The organism is Halotalea alkalilenta DSM 17697 (assembly GCF_000621205.1).
GTDB classification, from domain to species: domain Bacteria; phylum Pseudomonadota; class Gammaproteobacteria; order Pseudomonadales; family Halomonadaceae; genus Halotalea; species Halotalea alkalilenta.
In genome coordinates this window covers 20,613-33,507 of record NZ_JHYY01000021.1, presented here as the reverse complement: position 1 = coordinate 33,507, position 12,895 = coordinate 20,613, and the positions used below count along the sequence as shown (strand labels likewise).

The window sequence follows — 12,895 nt, the reverse complement described above, 5'->3', positions numbered from 1 at the left end:
CCTCGGATCAGGGGATCAGTCGGTCGAGCAGGCGGTCGGTGGCGGCGCGCAGCGCGGTCGCCATCGGCGGCTGGGTAGCGAGATGGTTGGCCTCGGTGACCAGGGTCATCCTCGCTTCGGGCCAGGCACGATGCAGGCGCCAGGCGCTGATCATCGGGGTCACGGTGTCGTAGCGGGCCTGGACGATCTCCGCTGGATGGGCGCGGATCCGATCGAGCTCGTCGAGCAGCTGGTTTGGGCGCAGGAACGCGCGATGCCGGCAGTAGTGGGTGAAGCAGCGCGCCAGCGCGAGCGCTGCATCGCCTTCGAGCAGCTGGCGCACGTGCTCGGGGTCGGGCAGGAAGGTCTGGGTCCAGCCCGAGAACTGGCGCAGCCGCTCGGCCGCGGCGCGCTGGAGTGCGGGATCGTCGCTGGTCAGTCTGCGGTAGTAGGCGTCGAGCAGGTCATCGCGTTCATCGGGCTCGACGAAGGCGGCGAAGGTCTCCCAATGGTCGGGAAAGATCGCCCGGGAGCCCTGGAACCACCAGTCAATCCCCTCCTGGTCGGCGAGGAAGATCCCATGCAGGCGAAAGCCGAGGCAGCGTTCGGGGTAGGCTTCACCATAGGCCAGCGCCAGACAGCTGCCCCACGAGCCGCCGGTCACCAGCCAGCGGTCGATGCCGAGATGGCGACGCAGGCGTTCGATATCCTCGACCAGCGCCTGGGTGGTGTTGTCCTCGAGCGAGGCGGTGGGGGTCGAACGCCCGGCGCCTCGCTGATCGAACATCACCAGCCGGCAGCGGGAAGGATCGATGGTGCGTCCCTGGGCGGGCTTGAATCCGGCGCCAGGGCCGCCGTGCAGGAACAGCACCGGCAGTCCGTCGGGGTTGCCTGACTCTTCGTAGTAGAGCGCATGCAGGCTGGAGACTGGCAGGCGGCCGCTGTTCAGGATGCCGGGTAGCGGATATAGCGCCTGTTGATCGAGCACCGCTTCAGGGTTCGATTGCATGATCTCGCCTTGTCCCGCTGAGTTGTCGTTGGTATGGGTGGCCGGGGATGAGCACGCCCTTGGCCTCATGCTCATGGATCGGATCGATCGAGACCAATCAGGATTTGGAATGGCCCATTCCGTTTCGTCACCGCTGCTGCCGAGAGCGACGCTCAGGCGATGTCTGGCCAGGATCTTCGGCCTGGCATCGTTGTGGCTGCTGTGCGGCTGCTCGACGGTTGGCTACTACGGCCAGCTGGTCGAGGGGCACTACTCGCTGATGCGCGCGCGCCAGCCGATCGCGCCGATGCTGGCCGATCCCGGCGTGGATCCGGAGCTCAAAAGGAGGTTGGCGATAGCGCTGGAGGCCCGTGCCTTCGCCTCGCTCGTGCTGGGGCTGCCGGACAACCGCAGCTATCGGCTCTATGCCGAGCTGCATCGACCGTACGTACTTTGGAATTTGTACGCGGCTCCGCGCTTTTCGCTCGCCGCGCTCGAGCACTGCTTCCCGATCGCCGGCTGCGTCGACTATCGCGGCTATTACCGTCAGGCGACCGCTGAGCGGGAGGCCGGGCGGCTCGCGGCGCGGGGCATGGATGTGTACATCGGCGGGGTGCCGGCCTATTCGACGCTCGGCTGGTTCGATGACCCGCTGGTCTCGCCGATGCTTGCGTTTTCGGATGCCCGGCTGGTCGGGACGATCTTTCACGAGCTGTCCCACCAGCGCTTCTACCTTCCCGGCGACACCAGCTTCAACGAGTCCTATGCCAGCTTCGTCGAGGAGCGGGGGATCATCGAATGGCGCAGGCGCCGCTTCGAGCCGGCCGGTGATCTGTTGAGCCGGCAGCGCGCGCAGCTCAAGACGCTGCTGCGTGACACCCGCGAGCGCTTGTCGCGGCTCTATGCCTCACCGCTCGATCGGCAGGAGATGGCACGGCGCAAGGAGCAGATCTTCGCCGCCAATCGCGCCGCCTATCTCTGCCTGCGCGAGCGCGAGTGGCACGGCGATCGCCGCTTCGATGAGTGGATGCTGGGTGAGATGAACAACGCGACCCTGCTGGCCTTCACCCTCTACGACCGCTGGGTACCTGCGTTCGGCGCGCTGTTCGCTCGGGCCGGGGAGGATTGGACGCGCTTCTACGCCGCGGTCGAGGCGCTCGGCGGGCTGCCCGAGGCTGAGCGTCACGCCGCGCTCGAGCGCCTGATGGCGGAGGCTGGCGTTCAGGCATCCTCGAGCAGCACCACCACGAGCTCGGCAGGTCCGTGTGCGCCATAGGCGAGCACCTGTTCGATGTCGGCGGTCTTCGAGGGCCCTGAGATCAGCAGCGCATTGGTCGGCATGCCCGCGGCCCAGCCCTCGGTTTCGATCACCTCGTGCAGGTTGTCCTGGATCCTGCTGGCCTCGAGCAGGGCGATGTGCAGCGGCGGCACCAGGCTCATCAGCCGAGGCTCGTCGGCGCTCGGCCACAGGATCAAACTGCCGGTGGCGGCGATCGCGCCGCGAGTAGTGGTGAGGCTCGCCGGCACGCTGTCGAACAGCTCGCTCTTCCACGCTTCTATCGGCCGGTCGTAGGCGAATAGCGAGGGCGCTTTGGCGAGGCCCTCGATATGCGCGGCGAGCCTCGCGCCGTGGGCCATACCGGTGGCGACCAGCAGCCGGTCGATGCCGCGCGCCTCGAGCAGGTCCAGCACCCGCGTCGGCCAATCGGCACGGGTGGTGCGCTCGAAGCGAGTCTGCACCGCGCTCATCAGTTCGACCAGCCGCTCGATGCGCGCCGCACGGTCCGGATAGCGCCAGGGCTCGGTGACTACCGCAGGCTCGAAGTCGTCGGGGCGCGGGATGCTGCCGGCCAGCCCGCTGCGCAGCTTGGCGAGGATGCGTTCACGGGCGCTCATCGGTCGGCTCCACGGCGGTCATGGTCGAGGTGCTCGCGGGCAAGCTCGTGCAGCGAGCGGCTCGCCGGACGGGGTGGCGCATGGTTGAGCGTCCAGGGCCCGAGGCGTGCAGGGGTCAGCCGGCGCAGCCGGGTGAGCGCGAAGCTGAACGCCCGATAGAGCCTCGGCGAGGTGTAGAGCCGCACCCACATTCGCCACAGACTGCGCTCCCCGGGCGAGTACTTGCTGCCCTGTCCACGCAGCGGATGGGCGCTCGCAGCCGCGGGGGGCTTGACGTTCTCCTCGCGCAGCCGGCGCAGGATATCGGGGATAGGAATCTTCACCGGGCAAACCTCACCGCAGGCGCCGCACAGCGAAGAGGCGCTGGGGTGGTCCGGCGCGTTCTCCAGTCCGACCAGATGGGGGGAGATGATCGCGCCGATCGGTCCGGGGTAGACGGTGCCGTAGGCGCGCCCGCCGATGCGGGTGTAGACCGGGCAGTGGTTCATGCAGGCGCCGCAGCGAATGCAGTTCAAGGTCTGGCGAAGCTCGGCGTCCATGAAGGCCTGGCTCCTGCCGTTGTCGAGCAGCACCAGGTGGACCTCTTCGGGACCGTCGCGTTCTTCAGCCTTGCGCGGCCCAGAGATCATGTTGACGTAGGTGGTGATCGGCTGGCCGAGCGCCGAGCGGGTCAAGAGCGAAAGCAGCGGCACCACGTCGCGCAGGTTCTCCACCACCTTCTCGATCCCGGTCACCGCGATATGCACAGGTGGTACCGTGGTCGACATCCGGCCATTGCCCTCGTTCTCCACCAGCAGCAGGGTGCCGGTCTCGGCGATGGCGAAATTGACCCCGGAAACCCCGATGTCGGCGTCGAGAAACTTCTTCCTCAGTACTCGGCGGCCGGTCTGGATCAGTTCGTCGACGTCCTCGGTATAGGGCTCGCCCAGGTGCTGTTCGAACAGCTTGGCGACCTGGCGGGCGTTCTTGTGGATCGCCGGCATGATGATGTGGGTGGGCTTTTCATGGTCGAGCTGGATGATGTACTCGCCCATGTCGGACTCCAGCGACTCGATGCCCTCGGCCTCGAGCGCCTCGTTCATCTCCATCTCCTCGCTGACCATCGACTTGCCCTTGATCACTGCGCGGGCGCGGCGGCGGCGGGCGATGTCGAGCACCACCGCATTGGCCTCCTCGACGGTCTCGGCCCAGTGGACCTGGACCCCGTTGGCGGTGAGCCTCGCTTCCAGCCGCTCGAGCAGCTCCGGAAGCTTCGACAGCGCGCGGGCGCGGACATGGTTGCCGAGCTCGCGCAGCGGCTCGCGCTCCGCCTCGGGCATCACTGCGAGGCGCTTGGCGATCAGGCTGTCCATCGCCGTGCGCATGTTGGTGCGCAGCTGGGCGTCGTTCAGCGCCTCATGGGCATTGGCTTTCAGCTGGCGGCTGGAAAGCTCGACGGCGGGAATACGCGCGGCCTGGTTCATTGGCTCACCGCCGCTGGATTGGTGCGCCGCCACAGGAAGCTGGCGAGGTGTTCGCTGGGCATCCCCGCTGCGCGTTTCTCCATCGCGCCGCTGATGTTCATCAGGCAGCCGCCGTCGGCGGTGACCATCCGAGCCGCGCCGCTGCGCTCGAGGGATTCGACCTTGTTGGCGACCATCGCGCCGGAGATCTCTGGCATGCGTACGCAGAAGGTGCCGCCGAAGCCGCAGCATTCGCTCTCGTGGTCATGCTCGCGACGTTCGACATTGTCGAGCCGGTCGAGCAGGGCGCGGACATGCAGATGGGTATTCATCTCCCGTCGGGCGCTGCACGAGGTATGCAGTGCCACCGCCACCGGCGGCCCCTGGTCGCGCCACTGCACTCGACACACCTCGAGCAGGAACTCGGCGAGTTCGAAGGTGCGCTCCGCCAGCGCCTGCGCCCGGGCCAGCAGCACGGGGTCGTCGGCGAAGAGCGCCGGATAGTGGTGGCGGAACATCCCCGCACAGGAGCCGGAGGGCACTACCAGCGGGTAATCTCGCTCGAACAGCGCGAGCTGGGCGCGCGCCACCGCGCGCGCCTCGTCGGTATAGCCGGAGGTGTAGGCAGGTTGGCCGCAGCAGCTTTGCTGGTCGGGAAAGTGGACCCGGACCCCCTCGCGCTCGAGCAGTCGGATCGCATCCAGCCCGGCCTCGGGATAGAACAGGTCGACTACGCAGGTGCCGAACAGGTAGACGTCGCCCGGCTTGGTCGCGGGATAGTCGCGCGGCAGCGGGCGCGCAGGTGCCACCCGGGTGGCGTTCGGTGCTGCGTCGAAGAACATCTCGCTCATCAGGTACTCCTCCGGGTGGGCCCGGTATTGGTCTGTGCTGGCGGCGGTGTCAGGCCGTCGCCGGGGTGCTCATCGTCAGCTCATTGCCCGACCACCATGCCGGTGAAGACGTAGGCCTGAAGCAGCGTGATGATGCCGACGAAGGTGGCGAACACCAGGCTGTGCTTGAGTGTGAAGCGGAACAGGTCCGACTCCTTGCCGACCAATCCCGTCGCGGCGCAGGCCACCGAGATCGATTGGGGCGAGATCATCTTGCCGGTCACCCCGCCGCTGCCGTTGGCCGCCACCATCAGCGTTTCCGACAGGCCCAGCTGCTGGGCGGTGGCGGACTGCAGCGAGCCGAACAGGGCATTGGAGGAGGTGTCGGAGCCGGTCAGGAATACTCCCAGCCAGCCGAGGAAGGGCGAGAAGAACGGGAACGCCACGCCGGTGCCGGCGAGCAGCAGCGCCAGTGTCGAGGACATTCCCGAATAGTTGGTGACGAAGGCGAAACCGAGCACGGTACCGATCGTCGCGATTGGCCATCTGAGCTCGATCAGCGTCTCCTTGAAGGTGGACAGCGCCACTCGAGGCGACAGCTTGAGTACCCAGGTCGAGATGATCGCGGCGATCAGGATCGCCGAGCCGGTGGCGGCGAGCGGATCGAACTTGAATACCGCCGGCATCCCGGTGGGGTCGGCGGCGATCGGTGCGGTGCGCTCGACCAGCATGTGCAGCCACGGCACCTCGATATTGAAGGTGAGCCAGTAGAGCGCGCCGCCGGACAAGAACAGCGCCTTGAACATCGGCATCGTCCACAGCGTGACCAGGGCGGTGAGGATCAGAAACGGCGACCAGGCATAGAGCACTTGGCCCAGGGTATGGCTGGGCCCTGGCGTCGGCGGGGTGACGGTGTCCGCATTGATCCCGGCGAGCACCGCGACCGGACGCTTGGTGCGCAGGTACAGGGTGAGACAGGCCATGCTGACCAGCGCGGAGGTGATGTCGGGCAGCTCGGGGCCGATGAAGTTGGAAGTGGCGAACTGGGTGAGGGCGAAGGTGCCCCCGCTGATCAGACAGCCTACCCAGGTCTCGCGGATGCCCTTCCAGCCGTCCATCATCGCGACCAGCCAGAACGGCACCAGTACCGACAAGAAGGGCAATTGACGTCCGGTCATCGCACCGATGTCGAACGCCGGCAGGCCGCTCACCTGGCCGGCGACGATCACTGGGATACCCAAGGCGCCGAAGGCGACCGGCGCGGTGTTGGCGATCAGGCAGAGGCCCGCGGCATAGAGTGGATTGAACCCCAGTCCGACCAATAGCGCTGCGGTGATCGCCACCGGTGCGCCGAAGCCCGCGGCACCTTCGAGGAAGGCACCGAAGCCGAAACCGATCAGCAGCACCTGCATCCGCTTGTCTTCGGTGATCGAGAGTACCGAGCTTCGGATCACGTCGAACTGGCCGCTCTTCACCGTCAGCTTGTAGAGGAAAACCGCGGTGACGATGATCCAGGCGATCGGCCAGAGCCCGTAGAAGAAGCCGTAGATCGCCGAGGCCAGCGCCGGTCCCACCGGCATGCCGTAGACCAGCATGGCGATCGCCAGCGCAAGCGCCAGGGTGACGATCGCTGCGACATGGCCTTTGAGACGCAGCACCGCCAGGGCGACGAAGAAGAATACGATTGGCACCAATGCCGCTAGTGCGGAGAGCCATAGACTGCCAAGAGGCAGGTAGTCTTGCTGCCAGGGTTCCATTGGATGTCCTCATCGTCGCATCGACATCTGCGTGTCGAAGGGTATTGGAAAATTGGTAAAACCAATTTACCTTCAAGCTAGAGTCAGTAGAGGATGAGAGCCCTGTGAGGGTCAACGAAGTCGCATTAGACATTGGGCGTGAATCGTCGTTTGGAGGATTGATACTTTGGTACGACGAGTTGACCAATTGCCTCCGGCCAGGATGGCCGAGGCGGTAGGACAGCGGATCCGGCCGCGCCGTCTCGCTGATGAGATCGTGCGCGAACTCGAGCGCTTGGTGCTCGAGGGAAACTTCGTCGCCGGTGAGCGGCTCCCTGCGGAAAGGGTGCTGGCCGAGCGCTTCGGCGTCTCGCGTCCAACCCTGCGTGAAGCGATCCAGCGGCTGGCGGCCAAGGGGCTCTTGAGTAGCCGGCAAGGCGGGGGCACCTACGTTTCCAGCCAGCTCGGCGCGAGCTTCGACGATCCGCTCGATGGATTGATGTCGGAAAGCCTCGAGGCGCGCCACGACCTGCTCGAGTATCGCCATCTGCTCGAAGGAGGCTGCGCCTACTACGCTGCGCTGCGCGCCACCGATCTCGATCGTGAGCGGCTCTCTGCGGCCTTCGCCCGGGTCGAGGCGATCTATCGAGCCCCAGTGGGAGAGCAGCGAGACGAGGAGGCTGCGGCCGATGTCGGCTTCCACCTGGTGATCGCCGAGGTGAGCCACAACCTGGTACTGCTGCACTCGATGCGCAGTCTCCACGGCATGATGACCCGCAATACCGTGATCAACATCGCTGGAATGCATGCGCAGCGCGCCGAAACCCGGGACCGATTGTTCGAGCAGCACCGTGCGCTGTTCGAAGCGATCCGGGATGGCCAGGCGCGGCGCGCCCGCGCGCTTTCCGGCCAGCACATCGATTATGTCCGCGAAGTACTGCTCGAGTCCGAGGAGGAGGCACTGCGCTTTGCCAGGGCTCGGCGTCGGCAGGAGGCGAGGGGCGCGGGGGCCGGGCGTGGGCCGGACGGCTGAAGTGCCGGGCGAACGGCCCTGGCCGCCCTTGGGTGGCCGGGGCCTCGCTCAGTGAAAGGGACGCAAGGGCTTTCAGTGCATGCAGCGGCCTCAGGCCGAGCCTTCCGGCAGGCGAAAGCGGCCTACCGCTTCGCGCATCCGCGTGGTGCGGTTCTCGAGTGCGGCGGCGGCGGCGGTGGCCTGCTCGACCAGGGCGGCGTTCTGCTGGGTGACCTGGTCCATCTGGCCGATCGCTTGGTTGACCTGCTCGATGCCCTGGCGCTGCTCCTCCGAGGCCGCCGAGATGCCATTGATCAGGCTTTCGACCTGTGTAATGGCCTCGAAGATCGCCTGCATCCGCTGGTCGGCTGATTCCGCTTGGCTCGCGCCCTTGTCGATCAGCCCGCTGGCCTCTCCGATCAGCGTCTTGATGTCGCGTGCGGCGTTCGCCGACCGGGCCGCGAGCCCGCGAACCTCCTCGGCGACCACGGCGAAACCGCGCCCGTGCTCGCCGGCGCGGGCCGCCTCGACCGAGGCGTTGAGCGCCAGCAGGTTGGTCTGGAAGGCGATACCGTCGATCAGGCCGATGATCTCGTTGATCCGCTTCGAACCTGCGCTGATCTCGGCCATGTTGCCGACCATCTGCTGTACCGCGTCGCGTCCTTGGCGCGAGGCATCGGAGGCCTGTTGGGCGATCTCGCTGGAAAGACGGGCGTTCTCGGCGTTCTGGCGCACGGTGGCGGTGAGCTGATCCATGCTCGCGGCGGTCTGCTCGAGCGAGGCGGCCTGCTCTTCGGTACGCGAGGAGAGATCGGTACTGCCGCTGGAGATTTCGCGCGCGCCGAGGTCGATCCTGTCGCTCTCGGCGTGGATTTCGCCGATGGTCTCGATCAGCTGCTCGCGCATCCGCTGGATGTGGAACAGCAGGCTGGCGCTGTCTTTTCGTCGCAGCGCAAGGCTTGCGCTCAGATCCCCGGTGGCGATGCGCGCGACCATCTTCGCTGCCTCCTCGGGTTCGCCCCCGAGGCTTTGCGAGATGCTGCGGATCAGCAGCAGCATGAACAGCGAGACGATGCCGCCGACCAGCAGCAGCATCAGCGCCGAGCGCATCAGCGCGGCGGCGAAGTCGCGCTGCAGATCGTCGATGTAGACCCCCGCGGCGATGTAGCTGCGGGTGGCGGGATCGAGCGTAACGTAGCTCAGCTTGCGCTCGAGCTCGTCTCCATCGGCAGTGCGCGACAGGTACTCGACGAAGCCGCTGCCGTCACGATTGGCCACTTCGATCAGCGCTGGATAGATCGCGACGCCGTCGGAGTCGGTGAGCCCCGACATGTCTTCGCCGCGTTCGCGACGGGGGTGGGAGAGGATCTTTGCGTCTTCGTCGAAGGCGAAGATGTAGTTGTCGCCGTCGAAGCGCAGCGTGCCGATCAGGCGCAGAGCGCGATCGCGGGCGATGATCCGCGCCGAGCCTTCGCTGCTCGCGCGGCTGATCTCGGTATCGAGGATGCTGGCGGCGATCGAGACCAGGTTACGCAGCCCTTCATGGCGTTCCTGGACGCTTGCGGCGCGCTGCTGCAGCGCCATGATCACCACCAGCGCGATCATGCCGAGCCACATCAGCACTAGCGCGAAGTAGAGACGATGCCTGATTTTCCACCGTCGCGGCGGGCGGGACACCGAAGAGGATGCCAGTGGACGGGAGGGAGAGGGCAGGCTGATTGCCGTTGTAGTAGTTGTACTCATGCGCCTAAGGTACCTATCGGGGCATCGCCCAGCGATGCGGGATTACGGGGGAATAGCGCGTCAGCTTGGATGTATCGGCGGTAAGAAAAATTGCTTGAAGGGTCGACGCTGGGCGATCCGAATGCCCCAAAGTGTTCGGGTGACAAAGACAAACGCTCCCGGTTGGTGGAAAATGCCGCTCTCATCGGCCGCTGTGCCGATGGCGACTTCCCATTTCGTGCGCATGCGACGCATCGGGCGAATTCGTACAACTACGCACCAGGGATGCGTTTCAAGAGGCATTCATGAGTCTATTCCGTAAGAAAAGAATCGAGGTCATGACCGGCGCCAATGCGCGCAAGTCGGAGCTGAAGAAGGTGCTCGGCGCCACCGACCTGATCATGTTGGGGCTGGGGGCGATGGTGGGTACCGGGATCTTCGTCCTCACCGGGGTCGGGGCGGTGCAGGCCGGGCCTGCGCTGGCGCTCTCCTTCATCCTCGCGGCCAGTGCCTGCGCGCTGGCGGCGCTGTGCTATTCCGAGTTCGCTTCGATGATCCCGGTGGCGGGCTCCGGCTATACCTACAGCTACGCCACCCTCGGCGAACTGGTGGCATGGATCGTCGGCTGGAGCCTGATCGCCGAGTACGGCCTTGCCACCGCCGCGGTATCGGTGGGCTGGTCCGGCTATTTCCAGTCGCTGATCGGCGGTTTCGGCCTGCATCTGCCCACCGCGCTGACCGCCGCGCCCGGGGTCAACGCCGCGGGCGAGACCACGCTGTTCAACCTGCCGGCCTTCGTGATCATGATGGCGATCACCTCGGTCCTCGCCCTCGGTATCCGCGAGTCGAAACGGATCAACAACCTGCTGGTGGTGATCAAGATCGCGGTGATCCTGCTCGTGATCGCGGTCGGTATCTGGTACGTCAAGCCGGAGAACTTCGAGCCTTATGCGCCATTCGGCGTCTCTGGGGTGGTCAGCGCCGCTGCGCTGGTGTTCTTCGCCTTCCTCGGCTTCGACGCTGTCTCCTCCGCCGCCGAAGAGGTGCGCCAGCCGCAGCGTGATCTGCCGATCGGCCTGATCGGTTCGCTTTTGATCTGCGCGGTGCTCTATGCGCTGGTCGCGACGATAGCCACCGGTATCGTACCGTTCGCCGATTTCCGCGGTGTCGATGATCCGATCGCGCTGGTGTTCCAGCGGGCCGGGATCGACTGGCTCGCCGGGCTGGTCAGCCTCGCCGCGGTGACCGGGATGATGACCGTGATCCTGGTGATGGGCTATGGCTTGACCCGGGTGGTGTTCGCGATGTCCCGTGACGGGCTGATGCCGGGCTGGATGTCGAAGGTCGACGACCGTCAGGTGCCGGTCGCGTCGACCTGGCTGCTCGGTACGCTGTCGGCGCTGATCGCGGCTACCGTGCCGCTCAGCGCGCTGGCCGAGCTGATCAACATGGGCACCCTGCTGGCCTTCACCATCATCTCGCTGTCGGTGCCGGTGCTGCGCAGGACGCGCCCCGACCTCAAGCGCGCCTTCAAGGTGCCGGCACCCTGGGTGCTGGGGCCGCTCTCGGTGGTGATCTGTCTGATCCTGATGTTCAACCTGGCGCTCGAGACCTGGATCGCTTTCATGATCTGGCTGGCGATCGGCCTGGTGTTCTACTTCGGCTACTCGCGCCGGCACGCCAAGCTCGAGAACCTGCACTGAGCTCGCCCCCGCCCAGCGGCGGACGATCGGCGACGACCCCGGCCTTGTGCCGGGGTCGTCGCATCAGATTAATGACAAACCCCTTTTGACCCAGCGACGCTCTCAATCCTGGCGAGTCGAGAACCGTTTGGGTCCTAACGCGCCTCTTGCTCGCTTAGATGCGAGGGGCGGACCCCTCGCGCTCCCCCTTCAGGGGGACGCGCCGCCACGAGATCGCGAAACCCTGGCCGATCAATCGCTTGCCCTCGGGTCGGCGCGCATGGACGTCCCTGTCCGGGCGCGCCTTTTGCGACATCCATGTCGCAAACCCCGGTGCAATCGATTGCCGGCCAGCGCGCTCTCGGAGGCGGCTGGAAGCCATCGTGGCATCTTCAAATACTTTGTCAGCAGTCTGGGCGACGACCCCGGCCTTGTGCCGGGGTCGTCGCATTGGGCATCGGTTGCGACGATGTCTTTAGTAGGCGAACGGATTGTCGCCTAGGATGGGGGCACGTCATCAAGGAGTATGCCAATGAGCCAATCGATCAATCAGCGCGTGGTACTTGCCAAGCGCCCCGTCGGGCGTCCGGATCCGAGTGATTTCCGCCTCGAACAGAGCAGCGTGCCGAGCCCCGGCGAGGGTGAGGTGCTGCTAGAGATAGAGTACCTGTCGCTCGACCCCTACATGCGTGGACGGATGAGCGATGCCAAGTCCTATGCCGAGCCGGTAGCCATCGGTGCGACCATGGTCGGTGGCACCGTTGCCCGGGTCGTCGAGAGCCGGCATCCCGATTACGCCGAAGGTGATCTGGTGCTCTCCTATTCGGGCTGGCAGCGCTATGCGATCTCCGATGGCAGCGACCTGCGCCGGCTCGACCCAAAGCTGCCACCGACCACCGCCCTCGGGGTGCTCGGTATGCCAGGGTTCACCGCCTATTCGGGACTTCTGACCATCGGGCGGCCCCGCCCTGGCGAGACCGTGGTGGTCGCCGCGGCGAGCGGCCCGGTGGGCTCGGCGGTAGGGCAGATCGCGCGGATCAAGGGCGCGCGCGCGGTAGGGATCGCGGGCGGCGCCGATAAGTGCCGGCTGCTGCGCGAGCACTTCGGCTTCGATGTCGCCCTCGATCATCGCGCGCCTGATTTCGCCGCACAGCTGGCACAGGCCTGCCCGGACGGTATCGATGTCTATTTCGAGAACGTCGGCGGCAAGGTATGGGACGCCGTGCTGCCGCTGCTCAACGAGTTCGCCAGGGTGCCGGTGTGCGGCCTGATCGCCCAGTACAACGCCCACGGCCGTGCCGAGGGCGAGGATCGGCTGCCGGCGGTGATGTACGCGGTGCTGAGCCGCAGCCTGACCCTGCGCGGCTTCATCCAGCGCGAGTTCGTCGCCGAACAGTTTCCGAGCTTCCTGCGCGACATGGGCGGCTGGGTCGAAAGCGGCCAAGTGCGCTATCTCGAGGATGTGGTCGATGGCCTGGAAAATGCGCCCAGTGCGCTCATCGGCCTGCTCGAGGGTGCCAATCTCGGCAAGCTCATCGTCCGGCTGTGATCGATGCCGCTTCGGCCTGCATGGCCGGGGCGGTCCGCGGCTTCATGGCCGGCCTGGAT

At 66.1% G+C, this 12,895-nt stretch carries 10 protein-coding genes; 4 read left to right on the top strand and 6 right to left on the bottom strand.

What is annotated here, in order from left to right; translation table 11 throughout:
• Window positions 1–7 precede the first annotated feature (7 nt).
• Entirely contained in the window at window positions 8–988 is a 981-nt protein-coding gene (pip, locus tag Q376_RS0102235; protein WP_052364866.1) for a prolyl aminopeptidase, read from the bottom strand.
• Between the two features lie 109 nt (window positions 989–1,097).
• On the opposite strand from pip, the gene Q376_RS21120 reads away from it, so the two are divergent.
• The gene (locus tag Q376_RS21120) at window positions 1,098–2,243 is read left to right on the top strand and encodes an aminopeptidase (RefSeq protein WP_081803349.1); all 1,146 of its coding nucleotides are present in this window, start codon (window positions 1,098–1,100) and stop codon (window positions 2,241–2,243) included.
• Here Q376_RS21120 and Q376_RS0102225 read toward each other — a convergent pair.
• From Q376_RS0102225 to Q376_RS0102210, 4 genes are all read right to left on the bottom strand, one after another.
• A complete protein-coding gene (locus tag Q376_RS0102225) occupies window positions 2,189–2,863 on the bottom strand; it encodes a LutC/YkgG family protein (protein WP_027348922.1) in 675 nt (224 codons plus the stop codon). The two genes, Q376_RS21120 and Q376_RS0102225, sit on opposite strands and share 55 nt — an antisense overlap.
• Window positions 2,860–4,326, bottom strand: coding sequence for a LutB/LldF family L-lactate oxidation iron-sulfur protein (locus Q376_RS0102220; protein ID WP_027348921.1), 1,467 nt, complete (start codon window positions 4,324–4,326; stop codon window positions 2,860–2,862). Before Q376_RS0102220 ends, Q376_RS0102225 begins: the two co-directional genes overlap by 4 nt.
• Entirely contained in the window at window positions 4,323–5,156 is an 834-nt protein-coding gene (locus tag Q376_RS0102215) for a heterodisulfide reductase-related iron-sulfur binding cluster (protein ID WP_027348920.1), read from the bottom strand. Before Q376_RS0102215 ends, Q376_RS0102220 begins: the two co-directional genes overlap by 4 nt.
• A gap of 80 nt (window positions 5,157–5,236) precedes the next feature.
• Entirely contained in the window at window positions 5,237–6,892 is a 1,656-nt protein-coding gene (locus Q376_RS0102210) for a lactate permease LctP family transporter (RefSeq protein WP_027348919.1), read from the bottom strand.
• A gap of 187 nt (window positions 6,893–7,079) precedes the next feature.
• Here Q376_RS0102210 and Q376_RS25485 point away from each other — a divergent pair, with 187 nt between their 5' ends.
• Window positions 7,080–7,904: a GntR family transcriptional regulator gene (locus Q376_RS25485; protein WP_281173335.1), complete on the top strand. Its 825-nt coding sequence runs from the start codon at window positions 7,080–7,082 to the stop codon at window positions 7,902–7,904.
• Between the two features lie 90 nt (window positions 7,905–7,994).
• Here the strand turns inward: Q376_RS25485 and Q376_RS23880 are convergent, their stop codons facing one another.
• Complete coding sequence (locus Q376_RS23880) at window positions 7,995–9,626, bottom strand: methyl-accepting chemotaxis protein (protein WP_081803348.1); 1,632 nt, start codon at window positions 9,624–9,626, stop codon at window positions 7,995–7,997.
• 284 nt (window positions 9,627–9,910) lie between these two features.
• Here Q376_RS23880 and Q376_RS0102195 point away from each other — a divergent pair, with 284 nt between their 5' ends.
• Together Q376_RS0102195 and Q376_RS0102185 are read left to right on the top strand one after the other, a co-directional pair.
• Window positions 9,911–11,308, top strand: coding sequence for an amino acid permease (locus Q376_RS0102195; protein ID WP_027348916.1), 1,398 nt, complete (start codon window positions 9,911–9,913; stop codon window positions 11,306–11,308).
• 511 nt (window positions 11,309–11,819) lie between these two features.
• Window positions 11,820–12,836 carry an NADP-dependent oxidoreductase gene (locus Q376_RS0102185; protein ID WP_027348914.1) on the top strand — a complete coding sequence of 339 codons (1,017 nt, stop codon included), beginning with the start codon at window positions 11,820–11,822 and terminating at the stop codon, window positions 12,834–12,836.
• Window positions 12,837–12,895 lie beyond the last annotated feature (59 nt).

Excerpts from the sequence above, each read along its gene's own strand:
- pip (WP_052364866.1), bottom strand. The coding sequence starts at position 988 with ATGCAATCGAACCCTGAAGCGGTGCTCGATCAACAGGCGCTATATCCG.
- Q376_RS21120 (WP_081803349.1), top strand. The coding sequence starts at position 1,098 with ATGGCCCATTCCGTTTCGTCACCGCTGCTGCCGAGAGCGACGCTCAGG.
- Q376_RS0102225 (WP_027348922.1), bottom strand. The coding sequence starts at position 2,863 with ATGAGCGCCCGTGAACGCATCCTCGCCAAGCTGCGCAGCGGGCTGGCC.
- Q376_RS0102220 (WP_027348921.1), bottom strand. The coding sequence starts at position 4,326 with ATGAACCAGGCCGCGCGTATTCCCGCCGTCGAGCTTTCCAGCCGCCAG.
- Q376_RS0102215 (WP_027348920.1), bottom strand. The coding sequence starts at position 5,156 with ATGAGCGAGATGTTCTTCGACGCAGCACCGAACGCCACCCGGGTGGCA.
- Q376_RS0102210 (WP_027348919.1), bottom strand. The coding sequence starts at position 6,892 with ATGGAACCCTGGCAGCAAGACTACCTGCCTCTTGGCAGTCTATGGCTC.
- Q376_RS23880 (WP_081803348.1), bottom strand. The coding sequence starts at position 9,626 with ATGAGTACAACTACTACAACGGCAATCAGCCTGCCCTCTCCCTCCCGT.
- Q376_RS0102195 (WP_027348916.1), top strand. The coding sequence starts at position 9,911 with ATGAGTCTATTCCGTAAGAAAAGAATCGAGGTCATGACCGGCGCCAAT.
- Q376_RS0102185 (WP_027348914.1), top strand. The coding sequence starts at position 11,820 with ATGAGCCAATCGATCAATCAGCGCGTGGTACTTGCCAAGCGCCCCGTC.